Source organism: Streptomyces sp. NPDC044984 (genome assembly GCF_040646935.1).
Classification (GTDB): Bacteria; Actinomycetota; Actinomycetes; order Streptomycetales; family Streptomycetaceae; genus Streptomyces.
Genome location: NZ_JBEZBE010000029.1, coordinates 72,182 through 97,149, shown reverse-complemented (window position 1 = coordinate 97,149; position 24,968 = coordinate 72,182). Strand labels below are relative to the sequence as shown.

Sequence of the window (24,968 nt, the reverse complement as noted above, 5' to 3'; positions counted from 1 at the left end):
ATGGATCTTGGACTGAAGGACCGGGTGTACGTCGTCACCGGGGCGACCCGCGGACTGGGCAACGCCTCCGCGCGGGAGCTCGTCGCCGACGGCGCGAAGGTGGTCGTCACGGGGCGGGAGGAGGAGTCCGTCGCCCAGGCGGCGGCCGCGCTGGGGCCGGACGCGGTCGGGGTGGCCGTCGACAACGCCGACCCCGAGGCGCCGGCGCGGCTGATCGCCACCGCGCGGGAGCGGTTCGGGCGCTTCGACGGCATCCTCGTCAGCGTGGGCGGGCCGCCGCCGGGGTTCGTCGCCGACACCACCGACGAGCAGTGGCGGGCGGCGTTCGAGTCGGTGTTCCTGGGTGCGGTGCGGATGGCGCGGGCGGCCGCGGCGGAGCTGGGTGAGGGGGGTGTCATCGGGTTCGTGCTGTCGGGGTCGGTGCACGAGCCGATTCCCGGGCTGACCATCTCCAACGGGCTGCGGCCGGGGCTGGCGGGGTTCGCGAAGTCGCTGGCGGACGAGTTGGGGCCGCGGGGGGTTCGGGTGGTGGGGCTGCTGCCGGGGCGCATCGACACGGACCGGGTGCGGGAGCTGGACTCGTTGTCGGCGGATCCGGAGGCTACGCGGCAGGCGGCGGAGTCCCGGATTCCGTTGCGGCGGTACGGGAGCCCCGCGGAGTTCGGACGTACGGCGGCGTTCTTGCTGTCGCCGGCGGCGTCGTATCTGACGGGTGTGATGCTGCCGGTGGACGGGGGTTTCCGGCACGGGTTCTGACGCCCGGTCGCTTCACGGGTGCCCTGTGCTGGGGTGGGGCGGGGGTGGGTCGCGCGGCCCGGCGCTTGCGGGTGCCTCCCTCATCTTTCGGCTGCGTTCGAGCGGGAGGTGCCCCCACCGCCCACCTGTGCCGCCCCAGCCGCACGACTGCCCGCAGCTGCGGCGATGCGGCTACGGCGGGAGCGGCGGGTCAGGTCACTCGTTCCGGGGGGTGTTTTACGGCTCGCAGGCGGGTCTCCGTGGGGAGGGTGGGGAGGCCCGCGGAGTTCCGGGCGTGGGTGAGGGGGCCCCTCGTCAGGGATCGCAGGGTGGTTCCGGGGTCGACGTGGGGTCGCAGGAGGAGGAGTACGCGGGCCCTCGGGGCACGTCGGCGGCCGGTGAGGAGGACGTGGGCCCGGTCCACACCGTCCAGGTGGCTCGCCTCCTCGGCGAGGGCTTGTTCCAGGGCCCGCCCGCGCAGTGACGCGTCCTCGTCGTCGCCGGTGTCGACGAGTACCTCCGCCGGTCGCCGCCTGCGCAGCACCGCGAGCAGCCACCACAGGGAGAGCAGGACCAGGATGGCGAGAACGGCGATGACGGCCGGCCACCACCAGCCCTCGTCCCGCCACCGGGTCCGCTCGGCCTCGTCCAGCAGTACGTCGTGCCGTCCGTCGTGCAGCCACCAGGAGGGCGCCGGCGCCCCCAGCCCGATCGCCAGCACGGACCCGCCGAGGACGACCAGCACCAGTCCCACGATTCCGAGCAGCACCCGGTTGACGCCCTTGAGCACCGCTACCGCCCCTTCCTGCCGGGCCGCCGTACGCGCAGCGACAGCGAGGGCGGCCGGGCCAGGCCGAGACCTTCCACGGCGTCGTCGAGCACTGCGGTCAAGTCGGCCCGTACGTCGTCCAGTTCACGGAAGTGCGACACGGCGCGGACGTCCGCGCGGGTGCGTTTCACCCTGACCCGCACCGACCGTACGCCCGCCACCTCCAGGGCCCGGTCCCGCAGCACCAGGGCGGCGGCGTCCCGGTACAGCCCCGCGCGGACGTCGGGATCCGTGGGACGCATCGGGAGCAGGGCGCGCAGGCCGGGGGTCAGGGCGAGCAGCAGCAGCCAGAGGCCGAGGGCGGCGGCGACACCGGCGCCGGTCAGCACCCAGATGTCGTCCAGGGGCCGTTCGGCGAGTTGCCGGGCCAGTTCCCGGCGCCAGCCCGACGCGGCGCGGTGGGCCCGCACCGCGACGACGTCGTACAGGAACGCGCCCGTGATCAGCAGGATCAGCAGCGCGGCCAGGCCCGCGGGAACCCGGCGGGCCGACCAGAAGCGCCGGCGCCCGCCAAAGCCGCCGGGCTCCTTCGCGGGCGGGGGGTCCTTCTCCAGGACCGTGCCCTCGGGGTCGCTCATCGTGTCCTCCCCGGGGCCGCTTCCCGCGCGGCCGTCAGGTGCAGCCGTTCGACCAGGACGACGACCTCCGGCACGTGCATCCCCGCCAGGGAGCGCACCCGGACGACCACCTGGCGCCGCACCCGCGCGCACCGGCCGCCGATGTCACCGGGGTAGTCGAGCTCGACGTGCACCCGGATCCGGGCGGTCTCATGGCGCACCACCACCGTGGCGTGCGGCGGAGCGGCGCCCGGCGGCAGGAGGCCGACCGCCTCGCGGGCCGCCTGCGAGGCGATCTTCGCGACCACCCGGTCGGCGATCCTGGTCGCCCCGCGCTCGCCCGGCGCGACGGCGGCCGGGCCCCGGCCGGGCTCGGCGATCGTGCTCACCGCCGTCACCGCCGCCGTTCGTCACGGGGACGGAAGAAGTCGCCGAGTTCCAGGTCCCCCTCGAGGAACCGCCCGACGACGAAGCCGACGGCGCCCAACGCCGCCACCAGCAGGAAGGCCCCGAATCCGCCGAAGTATCCGGCGAATCCCAACGCCATGCCGACGATCAAGCCGACCACGGCCATGCTCATGGTGCGCTCCTCCGCTCACCGAACCTCACTGAAGACGGGGCTCCGGCTCCTCGTCCTCCTCCTCGGGCAGCTTCACGTCGCTCACCGCGATGTTGACCTCGACGACCTCCAGGCCGGTCATCCGCTCGACCGCCGCGATGACGTTCTCCCGTACGGCCCTGGCGACGTCGGCGATGGACACGCCGTAGTCGATGACGATCTCCAGGTCGAGCGCGGTCTGCAACTCGCCGACCTCGGCCTTCACGCCGCGCGTCACCGACTTCGAGCCGCCGGGCACCCGGTCGCGCACGGCGCCGAAGGTCCGTGACAGGCCGCTGCCCATGGCGTGCACGCCGAGCACGTCCCGCGCGGCCAGCCCCGCGATCTTCTCCACGACACCGTCGGCGATGGTGGTACGGCCACGGGTCGCGGGGTCACCGCCGCCGCGCCGTGCTCCCTGGCTCCTGCGGTGGGAGGTCTCCAAGAGGTTCTTCTCCGGGTCGGGGGCCCGTACCGGGCCTCCCTCGGTCATGTCGGTCATCGCCGTATATCCCTTCGATCGTCCTCTTTCGACCACCGTATGCGCGGTTGCCCGAAATTGCGCCGGAGATGCGTCAGGCTGGAGGAATGACGGCGGACCGGTGGACTCGGGCGGTGCGGCACCAGGTGGGGCTGGGCAGGATCCTGCCCCTGGGGGGACCGCGCGACGGCGCGTGGATCACGGAGCGGGCGGCGGAGGCGGTCCTGCGGCGCGCGGTGGTACGGGATGCGCCGGGTGTACGCCTGGACGGTGTGCGGATCGGGCTCGCCGATCCGGGGGCGGCGACGGGCGAGCCGGTCGTGCCGCCTCCGCCGAGCGCGCTGCCGCCGGGGCCGTTGCGGCTGGCCGTCGAGTTCGCGGCCACGGCGGCGCCGGTGCCGGTGACGGCGTCGCGGCTGCGGGCGGTGCTGGCGGAAGCGGCGGTGGAGCGGGTCGGGTTGTCCGTCACGTCGGTGGATCTGCGGGTGACGGAGTTGCTGGATGCGGAGCCGGGGCCGGTTGCCGAGCCGGTTGCGGGGCCGGGGCGGGAGGCGGTGTCCGAGCTGTCGGATCCCGGCTCCGAGGCGGGGCGTGTCGCGGTGGCGGCGCGCGCCGTGCCGGGGGTGAGCCGGTTGGCGGGTGCGCTCGGGCGGTCCGTGCACCTGGCCGAGCATCCGGGTGAGAACGCGCTGTCCCGCCGTCACGTGCGTGTGGAACTCGCGGTCGTGGCGGATGCCCGTCCGCTGGAGGTGGCTCGGGGGGTTCGTTCGGCGGTGGCGTCCGCTCTGCCGGGTGGGCCCACGGTGGCCGTGCTGATCACAGCGGTCGACTGACCGGGGCCCCGGCTGGTGAGGGGGTTTCCCGCTGCGCCGCGCCGGTGCGGGGCGGGGGTGGTCGCGCGGCCCGGCGCTTACGGGGTGCCTCCCCCGCTCTCGGCTGCGCTCGGGCGGGGGACCCCCATCGCCCTGGGGGCACCTCCCAGGCCCTTAAGGCACCGGGGGAGGCACGACTGCCCGCGGGAACGGGACTATTCGCCGAGGCCGGCCAGGTCGCGGAGGCGGCGGGACTGGGATGCCCGTTCGGCGGTGCGTTGTTCGTCGTAGGTGCGGTTCTGGGCGCCGCGGAGCAGGGACTTGGTCTCGATGACGGCGTCCCGGGGGGCGGCCAGCAGCGCCGCGGCGAGGTCCTGGACCGCCGCGTCCAGGTCGGCCGCGGGCACGGCGAGGTTGGCCAGGCCGGTGCTCACGGACTCCTCGGCCGTGACGAAGCGCCCGGTCACGCAGATCTCCAGCGCGCGGGCGTATCCGACGAGGCCGACCAGCGGATGCGTACCGGTCAGGTCGGGGACGAGACCGAGGCTGGTCTCGCGCATGGCGAACTGCACGTCGTCCGCGACGACGCGCAGGTCACAGGCGAGGGCCAGCTGGAACCCGGCCCCGATGGCGTGCCCCTGGACAGCCGCGACGGACACGATGTCGCTGCGCCGCCACCAGGTGAACGCCTCCTGGTACTCGGCGATGGTCGCGTCCAGCGTGGCGTCGTCGCGACGCGCCAGGTCGACGAACGACGGCTCGCCCTCGATACCCTCGGGCGTGAACATCTGCCGGTCGAGCCCGGCGGAGAAGGACTTGCCCTCCCCGCGCAGCACCACGACCCGGACGGAGCCGGGCAGCAGCCGACCCGCCTCGGTCAGCGCCCGCCACAGAGCGGGGCTCTGCGCGTTGCGCTTGGCCGGGTTGGTCAGCGTCACCGTGGCGATCGCGTCGTCGACGGTGAGCCGTACGCCGTCCTTGTCGAGTACGGGACCGAGGTCCTGGGCGGACGAAGCCATGGGGCGCCTCCGATGGGTGCGGTCATCCAAGTGACTGCACAGTAACCACCCGGCCGGTCAGTCGGCCGACCGGGTGGCCACCATCGGGAGAGCGGGGCGCCTGAGGTCAGGCCGTAGGAGCCTTTTTGCCCCGTGTCGCCCCGCCACGCCCTCGCAGCGTGACGCCCGATTCGCTGAGCATGCGGTGCACGAAGCCATACGAGCGGCCGGTCTCCTCGGCCAACGCCCGGATGCTCGCACCGGCGTCGTACTTCTTCTTCAGGTCTGCCGCGAGCTTGTCGCGCGCGGCGCCGGTCACCCGGCTGCCCTTCTTCAGAGTCTCGGCCACCCGTGCCTCCTCATGGGAAGTGCGCTCTGGTCTCCTCATGATCACCCCTCCCGGCCCTCATGGCCACCCATTCGGCAAGGTCCGTGAGACAAGGTTGTGACGACGGGAGCGCATCCCCACATACGGAATCAAGAATTCCGCAGTGTGCCGGTGGTACCTCCGAACGGGTCCTTCCATGAAGTGCCAGGTCAGAAAGGCGCGACGGCCGAGCCCCGGTACGCCGGGAGCTCGGCCGTGAAATCCGTGTAGGACACACCTCGGGATGAGGAGATCTCACACGAATGATGGATCACCGATGGGCCGAATGATCCATACGCAGTGGATCACCTTTTCGATCAACCCCGGCTGACTTCTCTCAGGCGAGGGCGACCAGATCCGCGTAGTCGGCGCCCCACAGGTCCTCGACGCCGTCCGGCAGCAGGATGATCCGCTCCGGCTGGAGCGCCTCGACGGCACCCTCGTCGTGCGTGACGAGGACGACCGCGCCCTTGTACGTGCGCAGCGCGCCGAGGATCTCCTCGCGGCTGGCCGGGTCGAGGTTGTTGGTCGGTTCGTCGAGCAGCAGCACGTTCGCCGAGGAGACCACGAGGGTCGCCAGCGCCAGACGGGTCTTCTCGCCGCCGGAGAGGACACCGGCCGGCTTGTCCACGTCGTCGCCGGAGAACAGGAACGAGCCGAGCACCTTGCGGACCTCGACGAGGTCCATGTCGGGCGCGGCGGAGCGCATGTTCTCCAGGACCGTGCGGTCGGGGTCGAGGGTCTCGTGCTCCTGGGCGTAGTAGCCGAGCTTGAGGCCGTGGCCGGGGACGACGGCGCCGGTGTCCGGCTGTTCGACACCGCCCAGGAGCCGCAGCAGGGTGGTCTTGCCGGCGCCGTTGAGGCCGAGGATGACGACCCGGGATCCCTTGTCGATGGCCAGGTCGACGTCGGTGAAGATCTCCAGGGAGCCGTACGACTTCGACAGGCCCTCGGCCATCAGCGGGGTCTTGCCGCAGGGCGAGGGCTCGGGGAAGCGCAGCTTGGCCACCTTGTCGGACTGGCGGACCTCCTCCAGGCCGGACAGCAGCTTCTCCGCGCGGCGGGCCATGTTCTGCGCGGCGACCGTCTTGGTGGCCTTGGCGCGCATCTTGTCGGCCTGCGCGTTGAGCGCGGCGGCCTTCTTCTCGGCGTTCTGCCGCTCGCGCCGGCGGCGCTTCTCGTCGGCCTCGCGCTGCTGCTGGTAGAGCTTCCAGCCCATGTTGTAGACGTCGATCGTGGCGCGGTTGGCGTCCAGGTAGAACACCTTGTTGACGACCGTCTCGACCAGGTCGACGTCGTGGGAGATCACGATGAAGCCGCCGCGGTAGGTCTTCAGGTAGTCGCGCAGCCAGACGATCGAGTCGGCGTCGAGGTGGTTGGTCGGCTCGTCGAGGAGCAGGGTGTCCGCGTCGGAGAACAGGATGCGGGCGAGCTCGACGCGGCGGCGCTGACCGCCGGAGAGGGTGTGCAGGGGCTGGCCGAGCACGCGGTCGGGCAGGTTGAGCGCGGCGGCGATGGTGGCGGCCTCGGCCTCGGCGGCGTATCCGCCCTTGGTGAGGAACTCGGTCTCCTGGCGCTCGTACTGCTTGAGCGCCTTCTCGCGGGTGGCGCCCTGGCCGTTGGCGATGCGCTGCTCGTTCTCGCGCATCTTGCGGATCAGCACGTCGAGGCCGCGGGCGGAGAGGATGCGGTCGCGGGCGAGGACGTCGAGGTCGCCGGTGCGGGGGTCCTGGGGCAGGTAGCCGACCTCGCCGGAGCGGGTGACGTTGCCGGCGGCGGGGATGCCCTGGCCGGCGAGGACCTTGGTGAGAGTGGTCTTGCCTGCGCCGTTGCGGCCGACGAGGCCGATGCGGTCGCCCTTGGCGACGCGGAAGGTGGCGCTTTCGATGAGGACGCGGGCACCGGCGCGCAGCTCGATGCCGGAGGCGGAGATCACGGACAGACTCCTGGGCGGGTATCGGGGTGGCGGTGGGCGGCTGAGGACGTTCCCGCCGTCTAATGCGCGAGGAGAATGGCCATGCGAGCCATTCTAACGGGGCCGTGCAACCACTTTTTCTGGGTGCGGGTGTGCCCGGCGGTCGTCAGCGGCCGGCGCACGAGGGCGGGGACGGCGCGGTGACGCCGGGCGCGGAGGGGCGCGGCAGGGTGTTCGACGCGACGGTGGAGGGCGCGGGCCCGGCCGGGGTGTGCGCCGTCGTGGACGACGCCGACGCGCACCACCGGCGCACGGTGGGCCGGGGCGCGGGGATCCCGGTGTCCCCGGCGGACCGGGGGCACGGCTCCCTCGAGACGGCGACCCGCGGACCGCGGCCCGCCGTCTCGAGGGCGGTGTCCGGGGCTCCGGCGCCGCGCCCGCGGCGGGGCCCGGAGCCCCGGTTCCGGGGCGGAGCCCGGTCAGCCGCCCCGGTGCACCTGGAAGGCGGCCCGCCGGACCGCCTTGGCCAGGGCCGGGTCGGGGTGGGCGGCGGCCAGGGCGACCAGGACCTGGACGGTGCGCGGGTGGCCGACGGCGCGTACCTCGGTGAGCAGCGCGGGGACGGTCGGCTGGACCGCGGACTCCAGATGGCGGACCAGCAGCGGGGCCTCGCCGTGGTCGGCGACGGCGGCCGCGGTGTCCACCCACAGCCAGGTGGCCTCCTCGCGGGTGAGGACCTCGTGGGCGTCCTCGGGGTCGGCGCCGTCGTGCTCGGCGAGCCACAGCAGGGCGTACGGCCGCAGCGTCGGCTCGTCGAGCACGGTGCGGACCTCGGGCTCGGCGGGGGCGCCGACCACGCGCAGCGCCTCGAAGGCGAGGCCGCGCAGCAGGGCGTCCTCGCCCCGGGCGGCGTCGATCAGCTCCGTGACGGCACTGCCGACCGGCCGGGCGGCGAGCCAGGCTCGGTATTCGGCGCGGGCCGCGTTGGGGCGCAGCTGGGCGCAGCCGCGCAGCATGTCCTCGGCGCCCTGCTCGATGTTCCCGGCGGGGCTCTGCGCGGCGACGCAGATCTGCTCCAGCTTGACCCACACCGCCCAGCTGCCGAGCGGGGTGAGCGTGGCCTGCCCGTCGCCGTAGGTGAGGGCCCCGACGGAGGCGAGGGCGCGCAGCGCCCAGTCGAGCAGCGGCTCGAGCGGGGCGTCGGCGGCGGGCGCGGCGAGCGCGGGCCGGGGCCGCTGGAGCGGCACCCTGGGTCTGGGCTCGGCCCCGGGCCCGGACCGGGCCCCGGCGGCTTGGGACGTGTCCGGTCCCGGCGCGTCGGACGACCGGGAGGCCTCGGGCGGTGGAGCGTAGTCGACCTCGCAGCGTTCCGTGCGGAGTTCGGTGACCCGCTGCTGGAGGAGGTCGAGGAGCTGGGACACGGGGACCGGGCCGGCGGAGAGCTGGAGGAAGGAGAGGACCTGCGGCATGGCCGTGACGACCTCGGCGACGGCGGCGGCCTCGTACTCCTCGGGTTCCGGATGGGCGAGCGACCAGGCGTCGCAGAGGGCGACCCAGCCGCGCAGCACGGCACTGTCGTCGCGGTCCCAGGCGCGCAGCCGCCAGCCCGGGCGGGCGCTGTCGCCGTGCACCTCGATGAGGCCGGCCAGGCGGGCGGTGTCCCAGTCGGCGCGGACCTGAGCGGGGGTCAGGTCCAGGGCGCGGGCCGCCCGTTCGGCGGTCGCGTCGGAGAGGGTGGCCTTGCCGTCGGCGGTGGCGCTGTCCCCGCCGGGGCCGAGGGCGGCGTCGGCCCAGCGGGCGACGCGGGCCGCGGCGGCCAGACCGGAGCGTGCCATTCTGGCCAGCTCCGCCGGTGCCGGCGTGCCCTCCGGGGGGCGTGGCGCGGGGCGGCGCGAGCGCCGCTGGTTCATCGCTCTGGGGGCGGCGGCCAGGGGTCGCGGGCGGACGAGTCGGAGCCTGGAGTCGCGCGGGATACGGGACGTCACGGATGCAGTCTCGCGGTTGACGGTCCGAAAACCCAAACGGAATGTCGACGGGGGTTCCGGGACGGCTCGCGCCTCGGCTCCGGACGGGGTCGCGGGAGGGATTCAGGCCACTGGTACGGCCATAAACGGAATCTCCGGCACCGGCTGTCCGGTGCTCCCTCCGGGCGGTCACATCAGCGGGGTGAGGAAGCGCCGCAGCGCCTCCTCGTAGGCCCCCGGGTCGGCGTTCCACATCGCGCCGTGCGGGGCGCCCCTGACGGTGTGCAGGGTGATGGTGTTCGGGTGGTCGGCGGCGAGGCGGCGGGAGAACCGCCACGGCGCCACCGTGTCGTCGGGGCCGTGGAAGATCTGCGTGGGGACCGCGATCCGGTCCAGGTGGACGGCGCCGGGCCTGCGGTCGCCGTACAGGCCCGTGCGGCCCTGGGCGGCGCGGACCGCGAGCGGCAGCAGCACGCCCGGGGTGTGCCGGGCCGCGGCGAGGGCGCGCAGGGTCGCCTCCCAGTTGAGCACCGGGGAGTCGAGGACGAGACCGGCGACGCGTGCGCGCACCTCGGAGCGGGCGGCGGCGCGCAGCGCCATGGCCGCTCCGGTGGACCAGCCGTACAGGACGACCTGCCGGGCGCCGGAGTCCACGGCGTGGTGGAGCACCGCGTCGAGGTCGCGCCACTCGGTCTCGCCGAGGTGGCTGAGGCCGTCCGGGGAGCGCGGCGCGCCGGGGTCGCCCCGGTGGGCGGGGGCGAGCACCGGGAAGCGGTGGCGGTGCAGGAACTCCATGAGGTTCATGGTGTGTTCCCGGGTGGTGCCGAGGCCGTGGACGGCGACCACCCAGGTGTCCCGGGCACCCGGCACGAACCATGCGGGCAGGGGGCCGAGTTCGCCGGGGACCTCGAGGTCGGTGTGGTCCAGGCCGAGGGCGCCGCCCGGGTCGCCGACGTACAGGTTCGGGGTGAGCCAGGCGCGGTCGCCGGGCTCCAGGGTGCCGTACGTGACGCGTTCGAGGCGGCGCACGACGGTGTCGGCGGAGTCCGGGGTGCCGGGCAGTACGGGTCCGACGACCGCGTGGAAACCGTCTCCGCTGAGGCCGTGGCGTCCGGGCCGCAGGGTGGCGAGGTCCCTGGTGAGGGCGATCTGACCGGCGGCGGTGGCGTGGACGGTGAGTCCGGGTTCGGTGGGCAGGGGGCCGCCCGGGGGCGTCCTGAGCGCGGCGTCGCTGGCGAACCGGCCGGCGGCCACCGCGGCGGCGCCGGCCCCTATCACGGCGGTGACGGCGGCGGCCGTCGCTCTGGCAGTGCGCACGTTCTCCAGTGTCATGGCGGAACGTGTACCCGGCCAGTGGGCACCACACGGCCGGCCGGTCGGCAGGTCCCGTCCGGCCGCGGGAGACGGGCACGCCGGCGGGGGCCGCGGGTGGGGCGTCTCGCCCCCGCCGCCCCTTCCCTCCCCCACTCTCGGCTTCGCTCGAGCGGGAGGCACCCCCGTCGTCCCCGGGGCTGCGCCCCGGACCTCCATCGGCCCCGCGGGCCTCGCCCTCAAGCGCCGGACGGGCTGGTTCGCTGCCCGTAGCCCCGCAGGCGTTCCCCCACCTCCGTCAGCTGCTCCCGGGTCAGCAGGTGCGGGGACAGGCCCGGGACGGAGGACGCGGTCAGCCAGAGGCGGCACATCCACTCCAGCTGGGCCGTGCGGTCGTAGGCCTGGGCGAGGGTCGTGCCGTGGGTGACGGTGCCGTGGTTCTGCAGGAGGCAGCCGGTGCGGCCGTCGAGGGCGCGGAGCATGTTCTCGGCCAATTCGTCCGTGCCGTACGTCGCGTAGCGGGCGACCCGGACGGGTCCGCCGAGTGCCGCGGCCATGTAGTGGATCAGCGGCAGCTCGTCGAGGAGCGTGGAGACGGCCGTCGCGTGCACGGCGTGCGTGTGCACGACGGCGTGCGCGCCGGTGGTCCGGTAGACGGCCAGGTGCATGGGCAGCTCGCTGGTGGGGACGAGCGTGCCGAGGACCTGCCGGCCGGTGAGGTCGACGCCCGTCACGTCGTCCGGCGTCAGCCGGTCGTACGGCACTCCCGACGGTGTGACCAGGACGGTCTCGCCGACCCGCACCGAGACGTTGCCGGAGGTGCCGACGACGAGCCCGTCGGCGACGGTCCGGCGCGCGGTGCCGACGAGGTCCGCCCAGGCGCGCGCCTCCTCCTCGCGCACACGTCTCCCCCGCGTCTCCCCCACGTCCCGGGCGCCGCCTCCGGCGCCCCCCGCTTCCCGCCCGTCCCGCCGCTGCTCAGCCATGCCGCGATCCTGCCAGGCGGCTCCCCGGCCCGGGGCGCCGCAGGCCGGAAGCCGACCCTCCGTAAGGGTGCGTACCGGCACGTACCCCCTCGGTTCCCCTTGGCCGGAGAGCGTCAGCCGTTCGACGATCTCCCAGCGGCGTCCGGGCCTCCCGTGCGCCACGTCGCCGTTCCGGGGGAAACACGGCCCGTGAGCACACACCGCCGCCCCGTCTCCGCGGCCGCCGCCCGCCCACCGCCCGACCGGCTGGATCCGGTCCTTCAGCGACGAGGTCCGGCGGCTCACCGGCCGCCGGCCGGCCGGCGTGGACCTTCCGGCAGTACGACAACGGCGGCGGCACCCTTCCGGGTGACCAGGATCTCCTCGACGGCTCACTCGACCGGACGGAGAGGTTCACCCGGAGCGCCTGAAGGCCCGCGCCGCGGGGCCTCCCGTACGGCACGGCGCGGCTGCGCCATCCGGCGGAGCGCCCGCCCCCTCTTACGGTCACCACGATGCCCATTCCAGTTCATCTTCCGTTCACCCTGGTTACCTACGTTCAACCAGTCAATGACCTCGAACGAATGCCTGGGTAAATGGAAAGCTTCTCGCTGATCCTCGCGATTGTGGTGGTGACCGCACTCGCGTTCGATTTCACGAACGGTTTCCACGACACCGCGAACGCGATGGCGACGACCATTTCGACCGGTGCCCTCAAGCCCAAGGTCGCGGTGGCCATGTCCGCCGTACTGAACCTTGTGGGCGCCTTCCTCTCGGTGGAGGTCGCCAACACGATCTCCAAAGGACTCGTCGACGAGTCCGGCATCCGTCCCGAGGTCATCTTCGCCGCGTTGGTCGGTGCGATCCTCTGGAACCTCCTGACCTGGCTGGTCGGTCTGCCGTCCAGCTCCTCGCACGCCCTCATGGGCGGTCTGATCGGCGCCACCGTCGCCTCCGCCGGCCTCGGCGCGGTGCACGGCGACGTCCTCGTCACCAAGGTCCTGATCCCCGCGATCGCCGCCCCGCTGGTGGCCGGAGTCGCCGCGCTGTTCGCCACCCGGCTGACCTACCGTCTGGGCCGGAAGGCCGAGGCCAACGCCTCCGCGAAGGGCTACCGCGCCGGACAGATCGCCTCCGCGGGCCTGGTCTCCCTGGCCCACGGCACCAACGACGCCCAGAAGACGATGGGCATCATCACCCTCGCCCTGGTCGCCGGCGGCACCCTCGCCCCCGACTCCGACCCGCCCCTGTGGGTCATCCTCTCCGCGGGCGTCGCCATCGCGCTCGGCACCTACCTCGGCGGCTGGCGCATCATCCGCACCATGGGCAAGGGCCTGACCGACCTCCAGCCGCAGCAGGGCTTCGCCGCCCAGACCAGCGCCGCGACGGTCATCCTGGCCTCCTCGCACCTCGGCTTCTCCCTCTCCACCACGCATTCCGTTTCCGGTTCCGTGATGGGCGCGGGCCTGGGCCGCAAGGGCGGTGTCGTCCGCTGGTCGACGGCCACCCGGATGTTCGTCGCCTGGGGCCTGACGCTGCCGGCCGCGGCCCTGGTCGCGGCGCTCGCCGAGTGGGTCTGCGGCTTCGGCGACTGGGGCACCGCCCTCGTGGCCGTCTTCCTGATCACCTCCAGCGCCGCGATCTGGAAGATCTCCCGGCGCGAGGTCGTCGACCACACCAACGTCAACGACCACGACGGCGCCGACGGGGAGCCGGCCGGTGTGGTGACCACGGCCATGGCCGCCGTCACCCCGCCCCCGGCGGGCACCGTGGCCGAGGACCTCTCGGCCACCATCCCGGCCCCGGCCCCCATCGACCCGGCGGCCCCGTCGGCCAAGACGACCGTCTGACCGCGTCCCGGTACGAAGGAAGAAGAACACCATGAAGATCGACTGGGCGGCCCTCGGTTCCGTCTTCGGCGTCAGCCTCGTGGTCACCGTGGCCCTGGTGGGTCTGTTCACCCTCGGCATCAACGGCCTGTCCCGCCGCGAGCGGGCCGCCGCGCAGGGCGAGTCCGCGGCCCTGGCGGTCAGCGCCGCCTACGCCTGCTTCGCGGCGTGCGCGGCGGCGGTGGGGTACGGGATCTACCTGATCATGGCCTGATCACGGATCGTCTCCGTCCGGCGGGCGGTGCGGGTGCCTCGGCATCCGCACCGCCCGCTCGCGTGTGTGCGCCCCCGCCCGCGCACCCCCCGCCTGCGGTTCACCCACCGGAGCCCCTCTGTGGGCCTCAGCACACTTCAGCCTCGCAGGTCAACGGCAAGTTGACGGCCCTTCCGGGGCCGTGGTGGACTGCCTCAGCCACTACGGCGGCAGGAGAGGAAGCCGGTGCGATTCCGGCGCGGTCCCGCCACTGTCACCGGGGTAGACACCCCGGGAGCCAGGAACTCTCACCGCCGGTCTCGTCGAACCAGGGCGTGGACACCCTGAGTGAGGACATAACGCCATGCGCGGCTGCCTGCCGAGGTCGATCAGCGACGCTCCGCCCCTTCCCGGGGCCCTCCCCTCCGGTTCCTCGGCCGGCTGACCCATGGGTGCCGATCGCGTGTTCGCGTACGGCGCCGCCGCCGGCCTCCTCGGCGACCTGCTGCTCGGCGACCCCCGCCGGGGGCATCCGGTCGCCGCTTTCGGGCGGGCCGCGGCTGCCGTGGAACGGGTGCTGTGGCGGGACGACCGGGGCCGGGGCGCGCTGCACACCGCCGTGTGCGTCGGCGGAACGGTCGCGCTGGGCGGCCTCGCCGCACGCCTCGTACGCTCCTCCCCCGCCGCCTCCGCCGCCCTGACCGGTGTCGCCACCTGGGCCGTCGTCGGCGGGACCTCACTGGCCCGGGAGGCCCGCACCATCGGGCGGGCGCTGGAGGCCGGGGACGTCGAGGCGGCGCGGGCGCGGCTGCCGCACCTGTGCGGCCGGGACCCGCAGGCGCTGGACGCCGACGGGATCGCCCGCGCGGTGGTCGAGTCCGTCGCCGAGAACACCTCCGACGCCGTGGTGGGCGCGCTGGTGTGGGGTGCCGTCGCCGGGGTGCCGGGCCTCCTCGGGTTCCGGGCCGTCAACACGCTGGACGCGATGGTCGGCCACAAGTCCCCCCGTCACCGCCGCTACGGCTGGGCCTCCGCCCGCCTCGACGACGTCGCCGGGTGGCCCGGGGCGCGGCTGACCGCCGTACTCGCCGCGCTCGCGGGACCGGACCCGCGCGGGGCCGTGCGGGCGTGGCGCGCGGACGCGGCGAAGCATCCCAGCCCCAACGCCGGGCCCGTCGAGGCGTCCTTCGCGGGCGCGCTCGGCGTACGGCTCGGCGGGACCCTCTCCTACGGCGGGCGGGTCGAGCACCGGCCCGTGCTGGGCGGCGGCGGGCGTGCCGTCGCCGTGTCCGACATCGACCGGGCGGTACGGCTCTCGCGGCGGGTCGCCTGGCTCGCGCTCGGGGCCTGCGTCCTCGCGCGGAGCGTCATGAAGGGACGTGCATCGTGAGCGGTGGGGGTCTGCTGGTCGCCGGGACCACCTCGGACGCCGGCAAGAGCGTCGTGACCGCCGGGATCTGCCGGTGGCTGGTGCGGCAGGGCGTCAAGGTCGCGCCGTTCAAGGCGCAGAACATGTCGCTGAACTCGTTCGTGACCCGGGAGGGCGCCGAGATCGGGCGGGCACAGGCCATGCAGGCCCAGGCCTGCCGGGTCGAGCCGACCGCGCTGATGAACCCGGTGCTGCTCAAGCCGGGCGGCGAGCAGTCCAGCCAGGTGGTGCTGCTGGGCAGGCCGGTCGGGGAGATGAGCGCACGCGGGTACCACGGCGGGCGGCAGCAGCGGCTCCTCGGCACCGTGCTGGACTGTCTGGAGCAGTTGCGGGGCACGTATGACGCGGTGATCTGCGAGGGGGCCGGCAGCCCGGCCGAGATCAATCTGCGGCGCACCGACATCGTGAACATGGGGATCGCCCGGGGTGCCGGACTGCCGGTCCTGGTGGTCGGCGACATCGACCGGGGCGGCGTCTTCGCGTCCTTCTTCGGCACCGTCGCCCTGCTCTCCCCCGAGGACCAGGAGCTCGTCGCCGGGTTCCTGGTGAACAAGTTCCGGGGCGACGTGTCGCTGCTGGAACCGGGCCTGGAGATGCTGCGCGGGCTGACCGGACGGCGCGCGTACGGCGTGCTGCCCTTCCGGCACGGCCTCGGCATCGACGAGGAGGACGGACTCAGGGTGTCGCTGCGCGGCGCCGTACGGGAGTCCGTGGTCGCCGCGCCGGTCGGCGAGGACGTGCTGCGGGTCGCCGTCTGCGCGGTGCCGCTGATGTCCAACTTCACCGACGTGGACGCGCTCGCCGCCGAACCGGGCGTCGTGGTGCGGTTCGTGGACCGCCCCGAGGAGCTGGTCGACGCCGACCTCGTGGTCGTACCGGGCACCCGCGGGACCGTACGGGCCCTGGAGTGGCTGCGGGAGCGCGGGCTGGCGGAGGCGCTGGAGCGGCGGGCGGCCGAGGGGCGGCCCGTGCTCGGGATCTGCGGGGGCTTCCAGGTCCTCGGCGAGCACATCGAGGACGACGTGGAGAGCCGCCGGGGCCACGTGGACGGCCTCGGGGTGCTGCCCGTGCGGGTGCGGTTCGCGCGGGAGAAGACCCTCACGCGTCCCTCGGGCGAAGCCCTCGGGGAGCCCGTCGAGGGGTACGAGATCCATCACGGCGTCGCCGACGTCACAGGGGGTGAACCCTTCCTGGACGGCTGCCGGGTCGGACAGACCTGGGGCACGCACTGGCACGGCTCACTGGAGTCGGACGGTTTCCGGCGGGCCTTCCTGCGCGAGGTGGCCGCCGCCGCGGGCCGCCGCTTCGTGCCGGCCCCCGACACCTCGTTCGCCGCGCTGCGCGAGGAGCAGCTCGACCGGCTCGGCGATCTGATCGAACAGCACGCGGACACGGACGCGCTGTGGCGGCTCATCGAGTCCGGCGCGCCGCAAGGACTGCCCTTCATCCCACCGGGAGCGCCCGCATGAGCACTGTGTTGTTGTTGTCGACCGCCGACACGGACCTGCTGGCGGCCCGTGCCTCCGGCGCCCCCTACCGGATCGGCAACCCGACCCGCGTGGACGTCGCGGACGAGCTGCCCGCGCTGCTCGACGGGGCGGACCTCGCCGTCGTACGGCTGCTGGGCGGCAAGCGCGCCTGGGAGGACGGGCTCGCGGCGCTGAAGGCGTCCGGCGTCCCGGCGGTGCTGCTGGGCGGGGAGTCCGTGCCGGACGCGGAACTCATGGCCGAGTCGACGGTGCCGGCCGGTGTGGTCGCGGAGGCGCTGCGGTACCTCGTCGAGGGCGGCCCGGAGAACCTGACCGAACTGGCCCGCTTCCTGTCGGACACCGTGCTGCTGACCGGCGAGGGGTTCGAACAGCCGCGCAAGATGCCGGAGTACGGGCTGCACGGGGAGCGGACCGCGGTCGAGGGCCGTCCCACCGTCGGCGTGCTCTTCTACCGCGCCCACGAACTGAGCGGCAACACCGCCTTCGTGGACACGCTGTGCGACGCGATCGAGGCGCGGGGCGCCAACGCCCTCCCCGTCTACTGCGGTTCGCTGCGCGGCGCCGACCCGGAGCTGTACGAGCTGCTGGCGAAGGCCGACACCCTGGTCGCCACCGTGCTGGCGGCCGGCGGCACGCACGCCTCGCAGGCGTCGGCGGGCGGCGACGAGGAGGCCTGGGACATCGGGGCGCTGGCCGATCTGAACGTGCCGGTGCTGCAAGGGCTGTGCCTGACGTCCTCGCGCGCCGCGTGGGAGGAGTCCGACGCCGCCCTGTCCCCCATGGACGCGGCGATGCAGGTCGCCATCCCGGAGTTCGACGGCCGGCTGATCACGGTCCCGTTCTCCTTCAAGGAGCAGGGCCCGGACGACGTCCCGGTGTACGTCGCCGACCCGGAGCGGGCCGCGCGGGTGGCCGGGATCGCCGTACGGCACGCCCGGCTGGGGCACAAGCCGAACGCGGAGAAGAAGCTCGCGCTGGTCTTCACCGCGTACCCGACGAAGCACTCGCGCGTCGGCAACGCGGTGGGGCTCGACACCCCGGCCTCGGCGGTGCGGGTGCTGGACGCGCTGCGGGAGGCGGGCTATGCCCTGACCGAATACCCCGACAACGGCGACGAGTTGATCCACCGGCTGATCGAGGCCGGCGGGCACGACGTCGAGTGGCTGACCGAGGAGCAGCTGGCCGCCGCGCCCGCGCGGGTGCCGCTGGCGGACTACCGGGCCTGGTTCGAGAAGCTGGATCCCGAGCTGCGGGACGGGATGCGTCAGGCGTGGGGCGAGCCGCCGGGGTCGCTGTACGTCGACGGGGACGACATCGTCCTCGCGTCGCTCCGGTTCGGGAACGTCGTGGTGATGATCCAGCCGCCGCGCGGTTTCGGGGAGAACCCGATCGCGATCTACCACGACCCCGACATGCCGCCGTCGCACCACTACATGGCCGCGTACCGCTGGCTGGAGAACAGTTTCGGCGCCGACGCGATCGTGCACATGGGCAAGCACGGCACGATGGAGTGGCTGCCGGGCAAGGGGCTGGGGCTGAGCGCCGGGTGCGCGCCGGACGCGGTGCTCGGCGAACTGCCGCTGATCTACCCGTTCATCGTGAACGACCCCGGCGAGGGCACCCAGGCCAAGCGGCGCGGGCACGCGACGGTGGTCGACCACCTGGTGCCGCCGATGGCACGGGCCGACACCTACGGCGATCTCGCGAAGCTGGAGCAGCTCCTCGACGAGTACGCGCTGGTCTCCGACCTGGACCCGGCGAAGGCACCGGCGGTGCGCGCGCAGATCTGGACGCTGGTGAAGGCCGCCGAGCTCCACCACGACCTGCATGTGGACGACCAGCCGGACGACGACGACTTCGACGAGTTCGTCATGCACATCGACGGCTATCTGTGCGAGATCAAGGACGTGCAGATCAGGGACGGCCTGCACGTCCTCGGCGGCGGACCGGTCGGCGAGCCGCGCGTGAACCTCGTCCTGGCGGTGCTGCGCGCCTCGCAGGTGTGGGGCGGGCAGGCGAACGCGCTGCCGGGTCTGCGGGCGGCGCTGGCCGCGCACTTCGGGCTGGTGGAGAAGGAGCTGCTGGCCGAGCCGGGGGCGCCGGTGAAGGTGCCGGTGGAGCTGACGGACCTGGTGGACGGCCCGGCGCGCACCGGCGCCGACGCGATCGACCTGCTGGAGCGGCTGTGCCGGCGGATCGCGGAGGGCATGGAGGAACGCGGCTGGGCGGCCGACGCGGTCCCCGCGCTGGTGCGGGAGGCGCTGGGCACGGAACTCCCCGACGCGGTGGCCGTGGTGCGGTTCGCGTGCGAGGAGGTCGTGCCCCGGCTGGCCCGGACGACGGACGAGATCGGGCACATCCTGCGGGCGCTGGACGGCGGTTACGTCCCGGCGGGGCCGTCGGGCTCGCCCACGCGCGGGCTGGTCAACGTCCTGCCGACCGGGCGGAACTTCTACTCCGTCGACCCCAAGGCGATCCCGTCCAGGCTGAGTTGGGAGGTCGGGCAGTCGCTCGCGGACTCGCTGGTGCAGCGGTACCTGCAGGACACGGGCGAGTACCCGAAGTCCGTGGGCCTGACGGTGTGGGGCACGTCGGCGATGCGCACCCAGGGCGACGACATCGCCGAGATCCTCGCGCTGCTGGGGTGCCGTCCGGTGTGGGACGACGCGTCGCGGCGGGTGACCGGGTTCGAGGTGGTCGGCCTGGAGGAGCTGGGCCGGCCGCGCATCGACGTCACGGTCCGCATCTCCGGGTTCTTCCGGGACGCGTTCCCGCACGTGGTGGGGCTGATCGACGACGCGGTGCGGGCGGTGGCGGAGCTGGACGAGCCCGCCGACCGGAACTTCGTTCGCGCCCACGCCGACCAGGACACCGCCGAGCACGGCGACCGGCGGCGGGCCACGGCCCGCATCTTCGGCTCGAAGCCGGGGGCGTACGGGGCGGGCCTGCTGCCGCTGATCGACGCGCGGAACTGGCGGTCGGACGCGGACCTCGCCGAGGTGTACGCGGTCTGGGGCGGCTACGCCTACGGGCGCGGGCTCGACGGGCGTGCGGCGCGCGGGGACATGGAGACGGCGTTCCGGCGGATCGCGGTGGCGGCGAAGAACGTCGACACGCGCGAACACGACCTCGTCGACGCGGACGACTACTTCCAGTACCACGGCGGCATGGTCGCCATGGTGCGGCACCTGACGGGGTCGAGTCCGGAGGCGTACGTCGGTGACTCGGCCACCCCGGACCAGGTGAAGACCCGGACGCTGGGCGAGGAGACGCACCGGGTCTTCCGGGCCCGCGTGGTCAACCCGCGGTGGATGGCGGCGATGCGGCGCCACGGCTACAAGGGTGCCTTCGAGATGGCGGCGACCGTCGACTACCTCTTCGGCTACGACGCCACGGCCGGGGTCGTGGACGACTGGATGTACGAGAAGCTCAGCGCCGAGTACGTCTTCGACGCGGAGAACCGGGACTTCATGAAGAAGTCCAACCCCTGGGCGCTGCGCGGCATCACCGAGCGGCTGCTGGAGGCCGCCGACCGCGGACTGTGGGCGGAGCCGGACGCGGACACGCTGGAGCGGCTGCGCGCCACCTACCTGGAACTCGAAGGCGATCTGGAGGGCGACGACCAGTGACCACCCCCTTTCCGTTCACGGCCGTCGTCGGCCAGGACGACCTGCGGCTCGCGCTGCTGCTGAACGCCGTGTCCCCGGCGGTCGGCGGGGTGCTGGTGCGCGGCGAGAAGGGCACGGCGAAGTCGACGGCGGTCCGCGCGCTCTCGGCGCTGCTGCCGGAGGTCGCCGTGGTGCCCGGCTGCCGCTTCTCCTGTGATCCCTCGGCTCCGGACCCGGCCTGTCCCGACGGTCCGCACGAAACCGGCGGCGGTGCCGCGCGGCCCGCCCGCATGGTCGAACTGCCCGTCGGCGCCTCCGAGGACCGGCTGGTCGGCGCGCTCGACATCGAGCGGGCGCTGGCGGAGGGCGTGAAGGCGTTCGAGCCCGGCCTGCTGGCCGACGCGCACCGGGGGATCCTGTACGTCGACGAGGTCAATCTTCTTCATGACCATCTGGTCGACCTGCTGCTGGACGCGGCGGCGATGGGTGCCTCGTACGTCGAGCGCGAGGGTGTCTCCGTACGGCACGCGGCGCGGTTCCTGCTGGTCGGGACCATGAATCCCGAGGAGGGCGAGCTGCGGCCGCAGCTCCTCGACCGGTTCGGGCTGACCGTCGAGGTGGCCGCCTCGCGCGAACCCGACCAGCGGGTGGAGGTCGTACGGCGGCGGCTCGCGTACGACGACGACCCGGCGGCCTTCGCCGCTCGGTGGGCCGACGAGGAGGCCGCCGTACGGGCGCGGATCGTGGCGGCGCGGGAGCTGCTGCCGTCGGTGCGGCTGGGCGACGGGGCGCTGCGGCAGATCGCGGCGACCTGCGCGGCGTTCGAGGTGGACGGCATGCGGGCCGACATCGTGATGGCGCGTACGGCGACCGCGCTGGCCGCCTGGGCCGGGCGGACGGACGTGCTCGCCGAGGACGTGCGGCAGGCGGCGCTGCTGGCGCTGCCGCACCGGCGGCGGCGGAACCCCTTCGACGCGCCCGGTCTGGACGAGGACAAGCTCGACGAGACGCTGGAGGAGTTCGGGGGCGACGACGATCCCGACACCGACCCGGACGGGCCCGACGGGGGTGGCGGGCAGCCTCCCGCGGAGGGTCCGGAGGGTCCGGAGAGTCCGGAGGGCGGTGGTGACGCGGAGGCTCCGGCCGAGGCCGGGGAAGCCGGGGAGGCCGAGCAGCCCGCGGGTGCCGGCTCCGGTGAGCGGTCCCCGGTGGGTGCCGGCGAGCCGTTCCGTACCAAGGTGCTGAGCGTGCCCGGCATCGGTGAGGGTGCCGCCGGGCGGCGGTCGCGGGCGCGGACCGAGCACGGGCGGACGACGGGGGCGCGGCGGCCCGGCGGTGCGCTGACCAAGCTGCACCTGGCCGCCACTGTCCGGGCCGCGGCGCCGCACCAGCGGGCGCGGGGACGGTCCGGGCCGGGTCTTGTGGTGCGCCGGGACGATCTGCGGCAGGCCACGCGCGAGGGGCGTGAGTCGAACCTCGTGCTGTTCGTCGTGGACGCCTCCGGGTCCATGGCCGCGCGGCAGCGGATGAGTGCCGTGAAGGGTGCCGTGGTGTCGCTGCTGCTCGACGCCTACCAGCGGCGGGACAAGGTGGGTCTGGTGACCTTCCGGGGGTCGGCGGCCGATGTGGCGCTGCCGCCCACGTCGTCGGTGGACGCCGCGGCGGCCCGGCTGGAGTCGCTGCCGACCGGTGGGCGGACCCCGCTGGCGGCGGGGCTGCTCAAGGCGCACGACGTGCTGCGGGTGGAGCGGCTGCGGGACCCGGCACGGCGGGCGCTGGTCGTGGTGGTGACCGACGGGCGGGCGACCGGTGGTCCGGAGCCGGTCGCGCTGGCCTCGCGGGCGGCGCGGCTGTTCGCGGCCGAGGGGGTCGCCTCCGTGGTCGTGGACTGCGAGTCGGGGCCGGTGCGGCTGGGGCTCGCCGGGCGGCTCGCCGGTGAGCTGGGCGGCAGTGCCGTGACGCTGGACGAGTTGCGGGCCGACTCGATCGCCGGGCTGGTCAGGGATGTGCAGGGGACGTCGAGGAGGGCCGCGTAATGCCGAAGGGACAGCCGAGTGTCGTACCCGATGACGGGCTGACGACGCGGCAGCGGCGCAACCGGCCGCTGGTCGTCGTGCACACGGGCATCGGGAAGGGGAAGTCGACCGCTGCTTTCGGGCTCGCCCTGCGGGCCTGGAACCAGGGCTGGCCGATCGGGGTGTTCCAGTTCGTCAAGTCGGCGAAGTGGAAGGTCGGCGAGGAGAACGCGCTGCGCGTGCTGGGTGCCAGCGGTGAGGGCGGGACCGTCGACTGGCACAAGATGGGCGAGGGCTGGTCCTGGGTCCAGCGCGACGCGCAGATGGACAACGAGGAGAAGGCCCGCGAGGGCTGGGAGCAGGTCAAGCGGGACCTCGCCGCCGAGACGTACCGGCTGTACGTGCTCGACGAGTTCGCCTACCCGATGCACTGGGGGTGGGTGGACACCGACGAGGTGGTGTCCGTGCTGCGGGAGCGGCCGGGGACGCAGCACGTGGTGATCACGGGGCGGAACGCGCCGGAGAAGCTGGTCGGGTTCGCCGACCTCGTGACCGACATGTCCAAGGTGAAGCACCCCATGGATGCCGGGCAGAAGGGGCAGAGGGGCATCGAGTGGTGAGCTCTGTTCCCCGGTTGGTGATCGCCGCGCCCTCGTCGGGGAGCGGCAAGACCACCGTCGCCACGGGGTTGATGGCCGCGCTGTCCGCGCGGGGGTTCGCCGTGTCTCCGCACAAGGTGGGGCCCGACTACATCGATCCCGGGTATCACTCGCTGGCCACCGGCCGGGTGGGGCGGAACCTCGACGCGTATCTGTGCGGGCCGGAGCTGGTGGCTCCGCTGTTCGCGCACGGTGCGGACGGGTGTGACATCGCCGTCGTCGAGGGTGTGATGGGGCTGTACGACGGGGCCGCGGGGGAAGGGGAGCTGGCGTCGACCGCGCAGGTGGCGAAGCTGCTCCGGGCGCCGGTCGTGCTGGTCGTCGACGCGTCGTCGCAGTCGCGGTCGGTGGCGGCGTTGGTGCACGGGTTCGTGAGCTGGGATCCGGAGGTGCGGGTCGGGGGCGTGATCCTGAACAAGGTCGCCTCGGACCGGCACGAGGGGTTGTTGCGGGAGGCGTTGGACTCCGTCGGGGTTCCTGTGCTGGGAGTTCTGCGGCGGGCCGCGCGGGTGGAGACGCCGTCGCGGCATCTGGGACTGGTGCCGGTCGCCGAGCGGGGCTCCCTGGCTGTCGAGGCCGTTTCGGCGATGGCCGCGCAGGTGGCCGCCGGGTGTGATCTGTCGGCGTTGGTCGCGCTGGCGCGGAGTGCGGGGGCGTTGCCCTGTGCGGCTTGGGATGCGGGTGAGGCTCTGGTTTCCTCGCCCCCGCCGCCCCTTCCCTTCCCGACCCCGGGGGCTCTGCCCCCGGACCCCCGTTCGGCCCTGGACGGGCCTCGTCCTCGAACGCCGGACGGGCTGGATGGTGCCGGACGGGCTGTGAGGGTTGCCGTCGCAGGTGGGAGCGCCTTCACGTTCTCGTATGCCGAGCATGCCGAGTTGCTGACCGCCGCCGGGGCCGAGGTCGTCACCTTCGATCCCCTGCGGGACGAGGAGTTGCCCGAGGGGACCGCCGGGCTGGTCGTCGGGGGCGGGTTTCCCGAGGTGTACGCCTCCGAGCTGTCCGCCAACGAGTCGTTGCGCAAGGCCGTTGCCGAGCTGGCTCTGAGCGGGGCTCCCGTCGCGGCCGAGTGTGCCGGGCTGCTGTATCTGTGCCGGGAGCTGGACGGGCTGCCCATGTGCGGGGTGCTGGACGCCTCCGCGCGGATGTCGGAGCGGCTGACCCTGGGTTACCGGGACGCCGTGGCCGTGAGCGACAGCGCGCTGGCCGCCGCCGGGACGCGGATGCGGGGGCACGAGTTCCACCGGACCGTCGTCGAGCCCGGCGCCGGGGCGCGGCCCGCCTGGGGGATGCGGGCGCCCGAGCGGCGCGTCGAGGGATTCGTGGAGCGCGGTGTGCACGCGAGCTATCTGCACACGCACTGGGCGTCCGAGCCCGGTGTCGCCCGTCGGTTCGTGGAGAGGTGCCGGACATCATGAGCAGCAGGCTGATCGGGGTGGGGGTCGGGCCCGGGGATCCGGAGCTGGTGACCGTCAAGGGGGTCAACGCGCTGCGGGCCGCGGACGTCGTCGTCGTGCCGGTGATGGACAGCGGCGAGCGGGGGCGGGCCGAGGCGACCGTGCTGCACTACGCGCCCGCGGAGAAGGTCGTCCGGGTGGTGTTCGCGCTGAACGAGCGGACCGACCGGGCGCGGCGCGAGGCGGCCTGGGACGCCGCCGGTGAGCGGGTCGCCGGGCTGCTGCGGGAGCACGGGTCCGTCGCCTTCGCGACCATCGGGGACCCCAACGTGTACTCGACGTTCACGTACCTCGCCCAGACCATCGTGGAGCTGGTGCCGGACACCGTCGTCGAGACCGTTCCGGGGATCACCGCCATGCAGGAGCTCGCGGCGCGTTCCGGGGCCGTGCTGACCGAGGGGACCGAGCCGCTCACGCTGGTTCCGGTGACCGCGGGGGCCGCCGTGCTGAAGGACGCGCTGGCCGGGCCCGGGACCGTCGTCGCGTACAAGTTCGGGCGGCAGGCCGGTGAGGTCGCCGAGGCGCTGCGGGAGACCGGGCGGATCGGCGACGCGGTGTGGGGGTCGGCGCTCGGGCTGCCGGAGGAGTCGGTCCGGCCGGCCGCCGAGCTGGACGGGGCGCCGCTGCCGTATCTGTCGACGCTCATCGCGCCGCCGCGGCGGGACGGCGGGCGGGGCGGCAAGCTGTGAGCGGGGGCAG

The 24,968-nt window shown here is 73.9% G+C and carries 22 protein-coding genes and 1 riboswitch; of the genes, 11 read left to right on the top strand and 11 right to left on the bottom strand.

Annotated elements, in window-relative coordinates; all coding sequences use genetic code 11:
* Entirely contained in the window at window positions 1-756 is a 756-nt protein-coding gene (locus AB0A94_RS28140) for an SDR family oxidoreductase (RefSeq protein WP_361748695.1), read from the top strand.
* A gap of 190 nt (window positions 757-946) precedes the next feature.
* Here the strand turns inward: AB0A94_RS28140 and amaP are convergent, their stop codons facing one another.
* From amaP to AB0A94_RS28115, 5 genes are read right to left on the bottom strand one after another with little or no spacing between them, the layout of a single operon-like run.
* A complete protein-coding gene (gene amaP, locus AB0A94_RS28135) occupies window positions 947-1,525 on the bottom strand; it encodes an alkaline shock response membrane anchor protein AmaP (protein WP_361748694.1) in 579 nt (192 codons plus the stop codon).
* 2 nt (window positions 1,526-1,527) lie between these two features.
* Complete coding sequence (locus AB0A94_RS28130) at window positions 1,528-2,142, bottom strand: DUF6286 domain-containing protein (protein ID WP_361748693.1); 615 nt, start codon at window positions 2,140-2,142, stop codon at window positions 1,528-1,530.
* Window positions 2,139-2,519, bottom strand: a complete 381-nt coding sequence (locus AB0A94_RS28125; RefSeq protein ID WP_361748692.1) for a hypothetical protein — start codon at window positions 2,517-2,519, stop codon at window positions 2,139-2,141. The genes AB0A94_RS28130 and AB0A94_RS28125 overlap by 4 nt, the downstream gene beginning before the upstream one ends.
* On the bottom strand, window positions 2,516-2,701 hold the full coding sequence (locus AB0A94_RS28120; RefSeq protein ID WP_361748691.1) for a hypothetical protein: 186 nt from the start codon (window positions 2,699-2,701) through the stop codon (window positions 2,516-2,518). The genes AB0A94_RS28125 and AB0A94_RS28120 overlap by 4 nt, the downstream gene beginning before the upstream one ends.
* Before the next feature lie 25 nt (window positions 2,702-2,726).
* Window positions 2,727-3,221: an Asp23/Gls24 family envelope stress response protein gene (locus tag AB0A94_RS28115; RefSeq protein ID WP_361748690.1), complete on the bottom strand. Its 495-nt coding sequence runs from the start codon at window positions 3,219-3,221 to the stop codon at window positions 2,727-2,729.
* An 86-nt stretch (window positions 3,222-3,307) separates the two neighbouring features.
* On the opposite strand from AB0A94_RS28115, the gene AB0A94_RS28110 reads away from it, so the two are divergent.
* The gene (locus tag AB0A94_RS28110; RefSeq protein ID WP_361748689.1) at window positions 3,308-4,033 is read left to right on the top strand and encodes a nucleopolyhedrovirus P10 family protein; all 726 of its coding nucleotides are present in this window, start codon (window positions 3,308-3,310) and stop codon (window positions 4,031-4,033) included.
* A gap of 194 nt (window positions 4,034-4,227) precedes the next feature.
* Here the strand turns inward: AB0A94_RS28110 and AB0A94_RS28105 are convergent, their stop codons facing one another.
* From AB0A94_RS28105 to AB0A94_RS28080, 6 genes are all read right to left on the bottom strand, one after another.
* The gene (locus AB0A94_RS28105; protein WP_361748688.1) at window positions 4,228-5,031 is read right to left on the bottom strand and encodes an enoyl-CoA hydratase/isomerase family protein; all 804 of its coding nucleotides are present in this window, start codon (window positions 5,029-5,031) and stop codon (window positions 4,228-4,230) included.
* 106 nt (window positions 5,032-5,137) lie between these two features.
* Complete coding sequence (locus AB0A94_RS28100) at window positions 5,138-5,359, bottom strand: helix-turn-helix domain-containing protein (RefSeq protein ID WP_016826854.1); 222 nt, start codon at window positions 5,357-5,359, stop codon at window positions 5,138-5,140.
* Between the two features lie 355 nt (window positions 5,360-5,714).
* The gene (locus tag AB0A94_RS28095; protein WP_217136087.1) at window positions 5,715-7,313 is read right to left on the bottom strand and encodes an ABC-F family ATP-binding cassette domain-containing protein; all 1,599 of its coding nucleotides are present in this window, start codon (window positions 7,311-7,313) and stop codon (window positions 5,715-5,717) included.
* 458 nt (window positions 7,314-7,771) lie between these two features.
* The gene (locus tag AB0A94_RS28090; protein WP_361748717.1) at window positions 7,772-9,202 is read right to left on the bottom strand and encodes a hypothetical protein; all 1,431 of its coding nucleotides are present in this window, start codon (window positions 9,200-9,202) and stop codon (window positions 7,772-7,774) included.
* Window positions 9,203-9,445: 243 nt separating this feature from the next.
* Window positions 9,446-10,573, bottom strand: a complete 1,128-nt coding sequence (locus tag AB0A94_RS28085; protein ID WP_361748687.1) for an alpha/beta fold hydrolase — start codon at window positions 10,571-10,573, stop codon at window positions 9,446-9,448.
* Window positions 10,574-10,806: 233 nt separating this feature from the next.
* Window positions 10,807-11,553, bottom strand: a complete 747-nt coding sequence (locus tag AB0A94_RS28080; RefSeq protein ID WP_361748686.1) for a class II aldolase/adducin family protein — start codon at window positions 11,551-11,553, stop codon at window positions 10,807-10,809.
* Window positions 11,554-12,128: 575 nt separating this feature from the next.
* Here AB0A94_RS28080 and AB0A94_RS28075 point away from each other — a divergent pair.
* The 9 genes from AB0A94_RS28075 to cobI all read left to right on the top strand — a co-directional run bounded on the left by AB0A94_RS28075 (window position 12,129) and on the right by cobI (window position 24,958).
* Window positions 12,129-13,382: an inorganic phosphate transporter gene (locus tag AB0A94_RS28075; RefSeq protein ID WP_361748685.1), complete on the top strand. Its 1,254-nt coding sequence runs from the start codon at window positions 12,129-12,131 to the stop codon at window positions 13,380-13,382.
* 31 nt (window positions 13,383-13,413) lie between these two features.
* Window positions 13,414-13,635, top strand: coding sequence for a hypothetical protein (locus AB0A94_RS28070; RefSeq protein ID WP_217136093.1), 222 nt, complete (start codon window positions 13,414-13,416; stop codon window positions 13,633-13,635).
* Between the two features lie 168 nt (window positions 13,636-13,803).
* Window positions 13,804-13,942: riboswitch (cobalamin riboswitch) on the top strand.
* A gap of 120 nt (window positions 13,943-14,062) precedes the next feature.
* The gene (locus AB0A94_RS28065) at window positions 14,063-15,004 is read left to right on the top strand and encodes a cobalamin biosynthesis protein (RefSeq protein ID WP_361748684.1); all 942 of its coding nucleotides are present in this window, start codon (window positions 14,063-14,065) and stop codon (window positions 15,002-15,004) included.
* Window positions 15,001-16,512, top strand: a complete 1,512-nt coding sequence (locus tag AB0A94_RS28060) for a cobyric acid synthase (protein ID WP_361748683.1) — start codon at window positions 15,001-15,003, stop codon at window positions 16,510-16,512. Before AB0A94_RS28065 ends, AB0A94_RS28060 begins: the two co-directional genes overlap by 4 nt.
* On the top strand, window positions 16,509-20,162 hold the full coding sequence (gene cobN, locus AB0A94_RS28055) for a cobaltochelatase subunit CobN (protein WP_361748682.1): 3,654 nt from the start codon (window positions 16,509-16,511) through the stop codon (window positions 20,160-20,162). Before AB0A94_RS28060 ends, cobN begins: the two co-directional genes overlap by 4 nt.
* Window positions 20,159-22,177 (top strand): putative cobaltochelatase, encoded by a 2,019-nt coding sequence (locus AB0A94_RS28050; protein WP_361748681.1) that lies wholly within the window; start codon window positions 20,159-20,161, stop codon window positions 22,175-22,177. The genes cobN and AB0A94_RS28050 overlap by 4 nt, the downstream gene beginning before the upstream one ends.
* Window positions 22,177-22,776, top strand: coding sequence for a cob(I)yrinic acid a,c-diamide adenosyltransferase (gene cobO / locus AB0A94_RS28045; RefSeq protein ID WP_361748679.1), 600 nt, complete (start codon window positions 22,177-22,179; stop codon window positions 22,774-22,776). Before AB0A94_RS28050 ends, cobO begins: the two co-directional genes overlap by 1 nt.
* Window positions 22,770-24,230 (top strand): cobyrinate a,c-diamide synthase, encoded by a 1,461-nt coding sequence (locus AB0A94_RS28040; RefSeq protein WP_361748678.1) that lies wholly within the window; start codon window positions 22,770-22,772, stop codon window positions 24,228-24,230. Before cobO ends, AB0A94_RS28040 begins: the two co-directional genes overlap by 7 nt.
* Window positions 24,227-24,958, top strand: coding sequence for a precorrin-2 C(20)-methyltransferase (cobI, locus tag AB0A94_RS28035; RefSeq protein WP_217136106.1), 732 nt, complete (start codon window positions 24,227-24,229; stop codon window positions 24,956-24,958). The genes AB0A94_RS28040 and cobI overlap by 4 nt, the downstream gene beginning before the upstream one ends.
* Window positions 24,959-24,968 lie beyond the last annotated feature (10 nt).

Excerpts from the sequence above, each read along its gene's own strand:
- AB0A94_RS28140 (WP_361748695.1), top strand. The coding sequence starts at position 1 with ATGGATCTTGGACTGAAGGACCGGGTGTACGTCGTCACCGGGGCGACC.
- AB0A94_RS28130 (WP_361748693.1), bottom strand. The coding sequence starts at position 2,142 with ATGAGCGACCCCGAGGGCACGGTCCTGGAGAAGGACCCCCCGCCCGCG.
- AB0A94_RS28120 (WP_361748691.1), bottom strand. The coding sequence starts at position 2,701 with ATGAGCATGGCCGTGGTCGGCTTGATCGTCGGCATGGCGTTGGGATTC.
- AB0A94_RS28115 (WP_361748690.1), bottom strand. The coding sequence starts at position 3,221 with ATGACCGACATGACCGAGGGAGGCCCGGTACGGGCCCCCGACCCGGAG.
- AB0A94_RS28110 (WP_361748689.1), top strand. The coding sequence starts at position 3,308 with ATGACGGCGGACCGGTGGACTCGGGCGGTGCGGCACCAGGTGGGGCTG.
- AB0A94_RS28105 (WP_361748688.1), bottom strand. The coding sequence starts at position 5,031 with ATGGCTTCGTCCGCCCAGGACCTCGGTCCCGTACTCGACAAGGACGGC.
- AB0A94_RS28090 (WP_361748717.1), bottom strand. The coding sequence starts at position 9,202 with ATGAACCAGCGGCGCTCGCGCCGCCCCGCGCCACGCCCCCCGGAGGGC.
- AB0A94_RS28080 (WP_361748686.1), bottom strand. The coding sequence starts at position 11,553 with ATGGCTGAGCAGCGGCGGGACGGGCGGGAAGCGGGGGGCGCCGGAGGC.
- AB0A94_RS28075 (WP_361748685.1), top strand. The coding sequence starts at position 12,129 with ATGGAAAGCTTCTCGCTGATCCTCGCGATTGTGGTGGTGACCGCACTC.
- AB0A94_RS28070 (WP_217136093.1), top strand. The coding sequence starts at position 13,414 with ATGAAGATCGACTGGGCGGCCCTCGGTTCCGTCTTCGGCGTCAGCCTC.
- AB0A94_RS28065 (WP_361748684.1), top strand. The coding sequence starts at position 14,063 with ATGGGTGCCGATCGCGTGTTCGCGTACGGCGCCGCCGCCGGCCTCCTC.
- cobN (WP_361748682.1), top strand. The coding sequence starts at position 16,509 with ATGAGCACTGTGTTGTTGTTGTCGACCGCCGACACGGACCTGCTGGCG.
- cobO (WP_361748679.1), top strand. The coding sequence starts at position 22,177 with ATGCCGAAGGGACAGCCGAGTGTCGTACCCGATGACGGGCTGACGACG.
- cobI (WP_217136106.1), top strand. The coding sequence starts at position 24,227 with ATGAGCAGCAGGCTGATCGGGGTGGGGGTCGGGCCCGGGGATCCGGAG.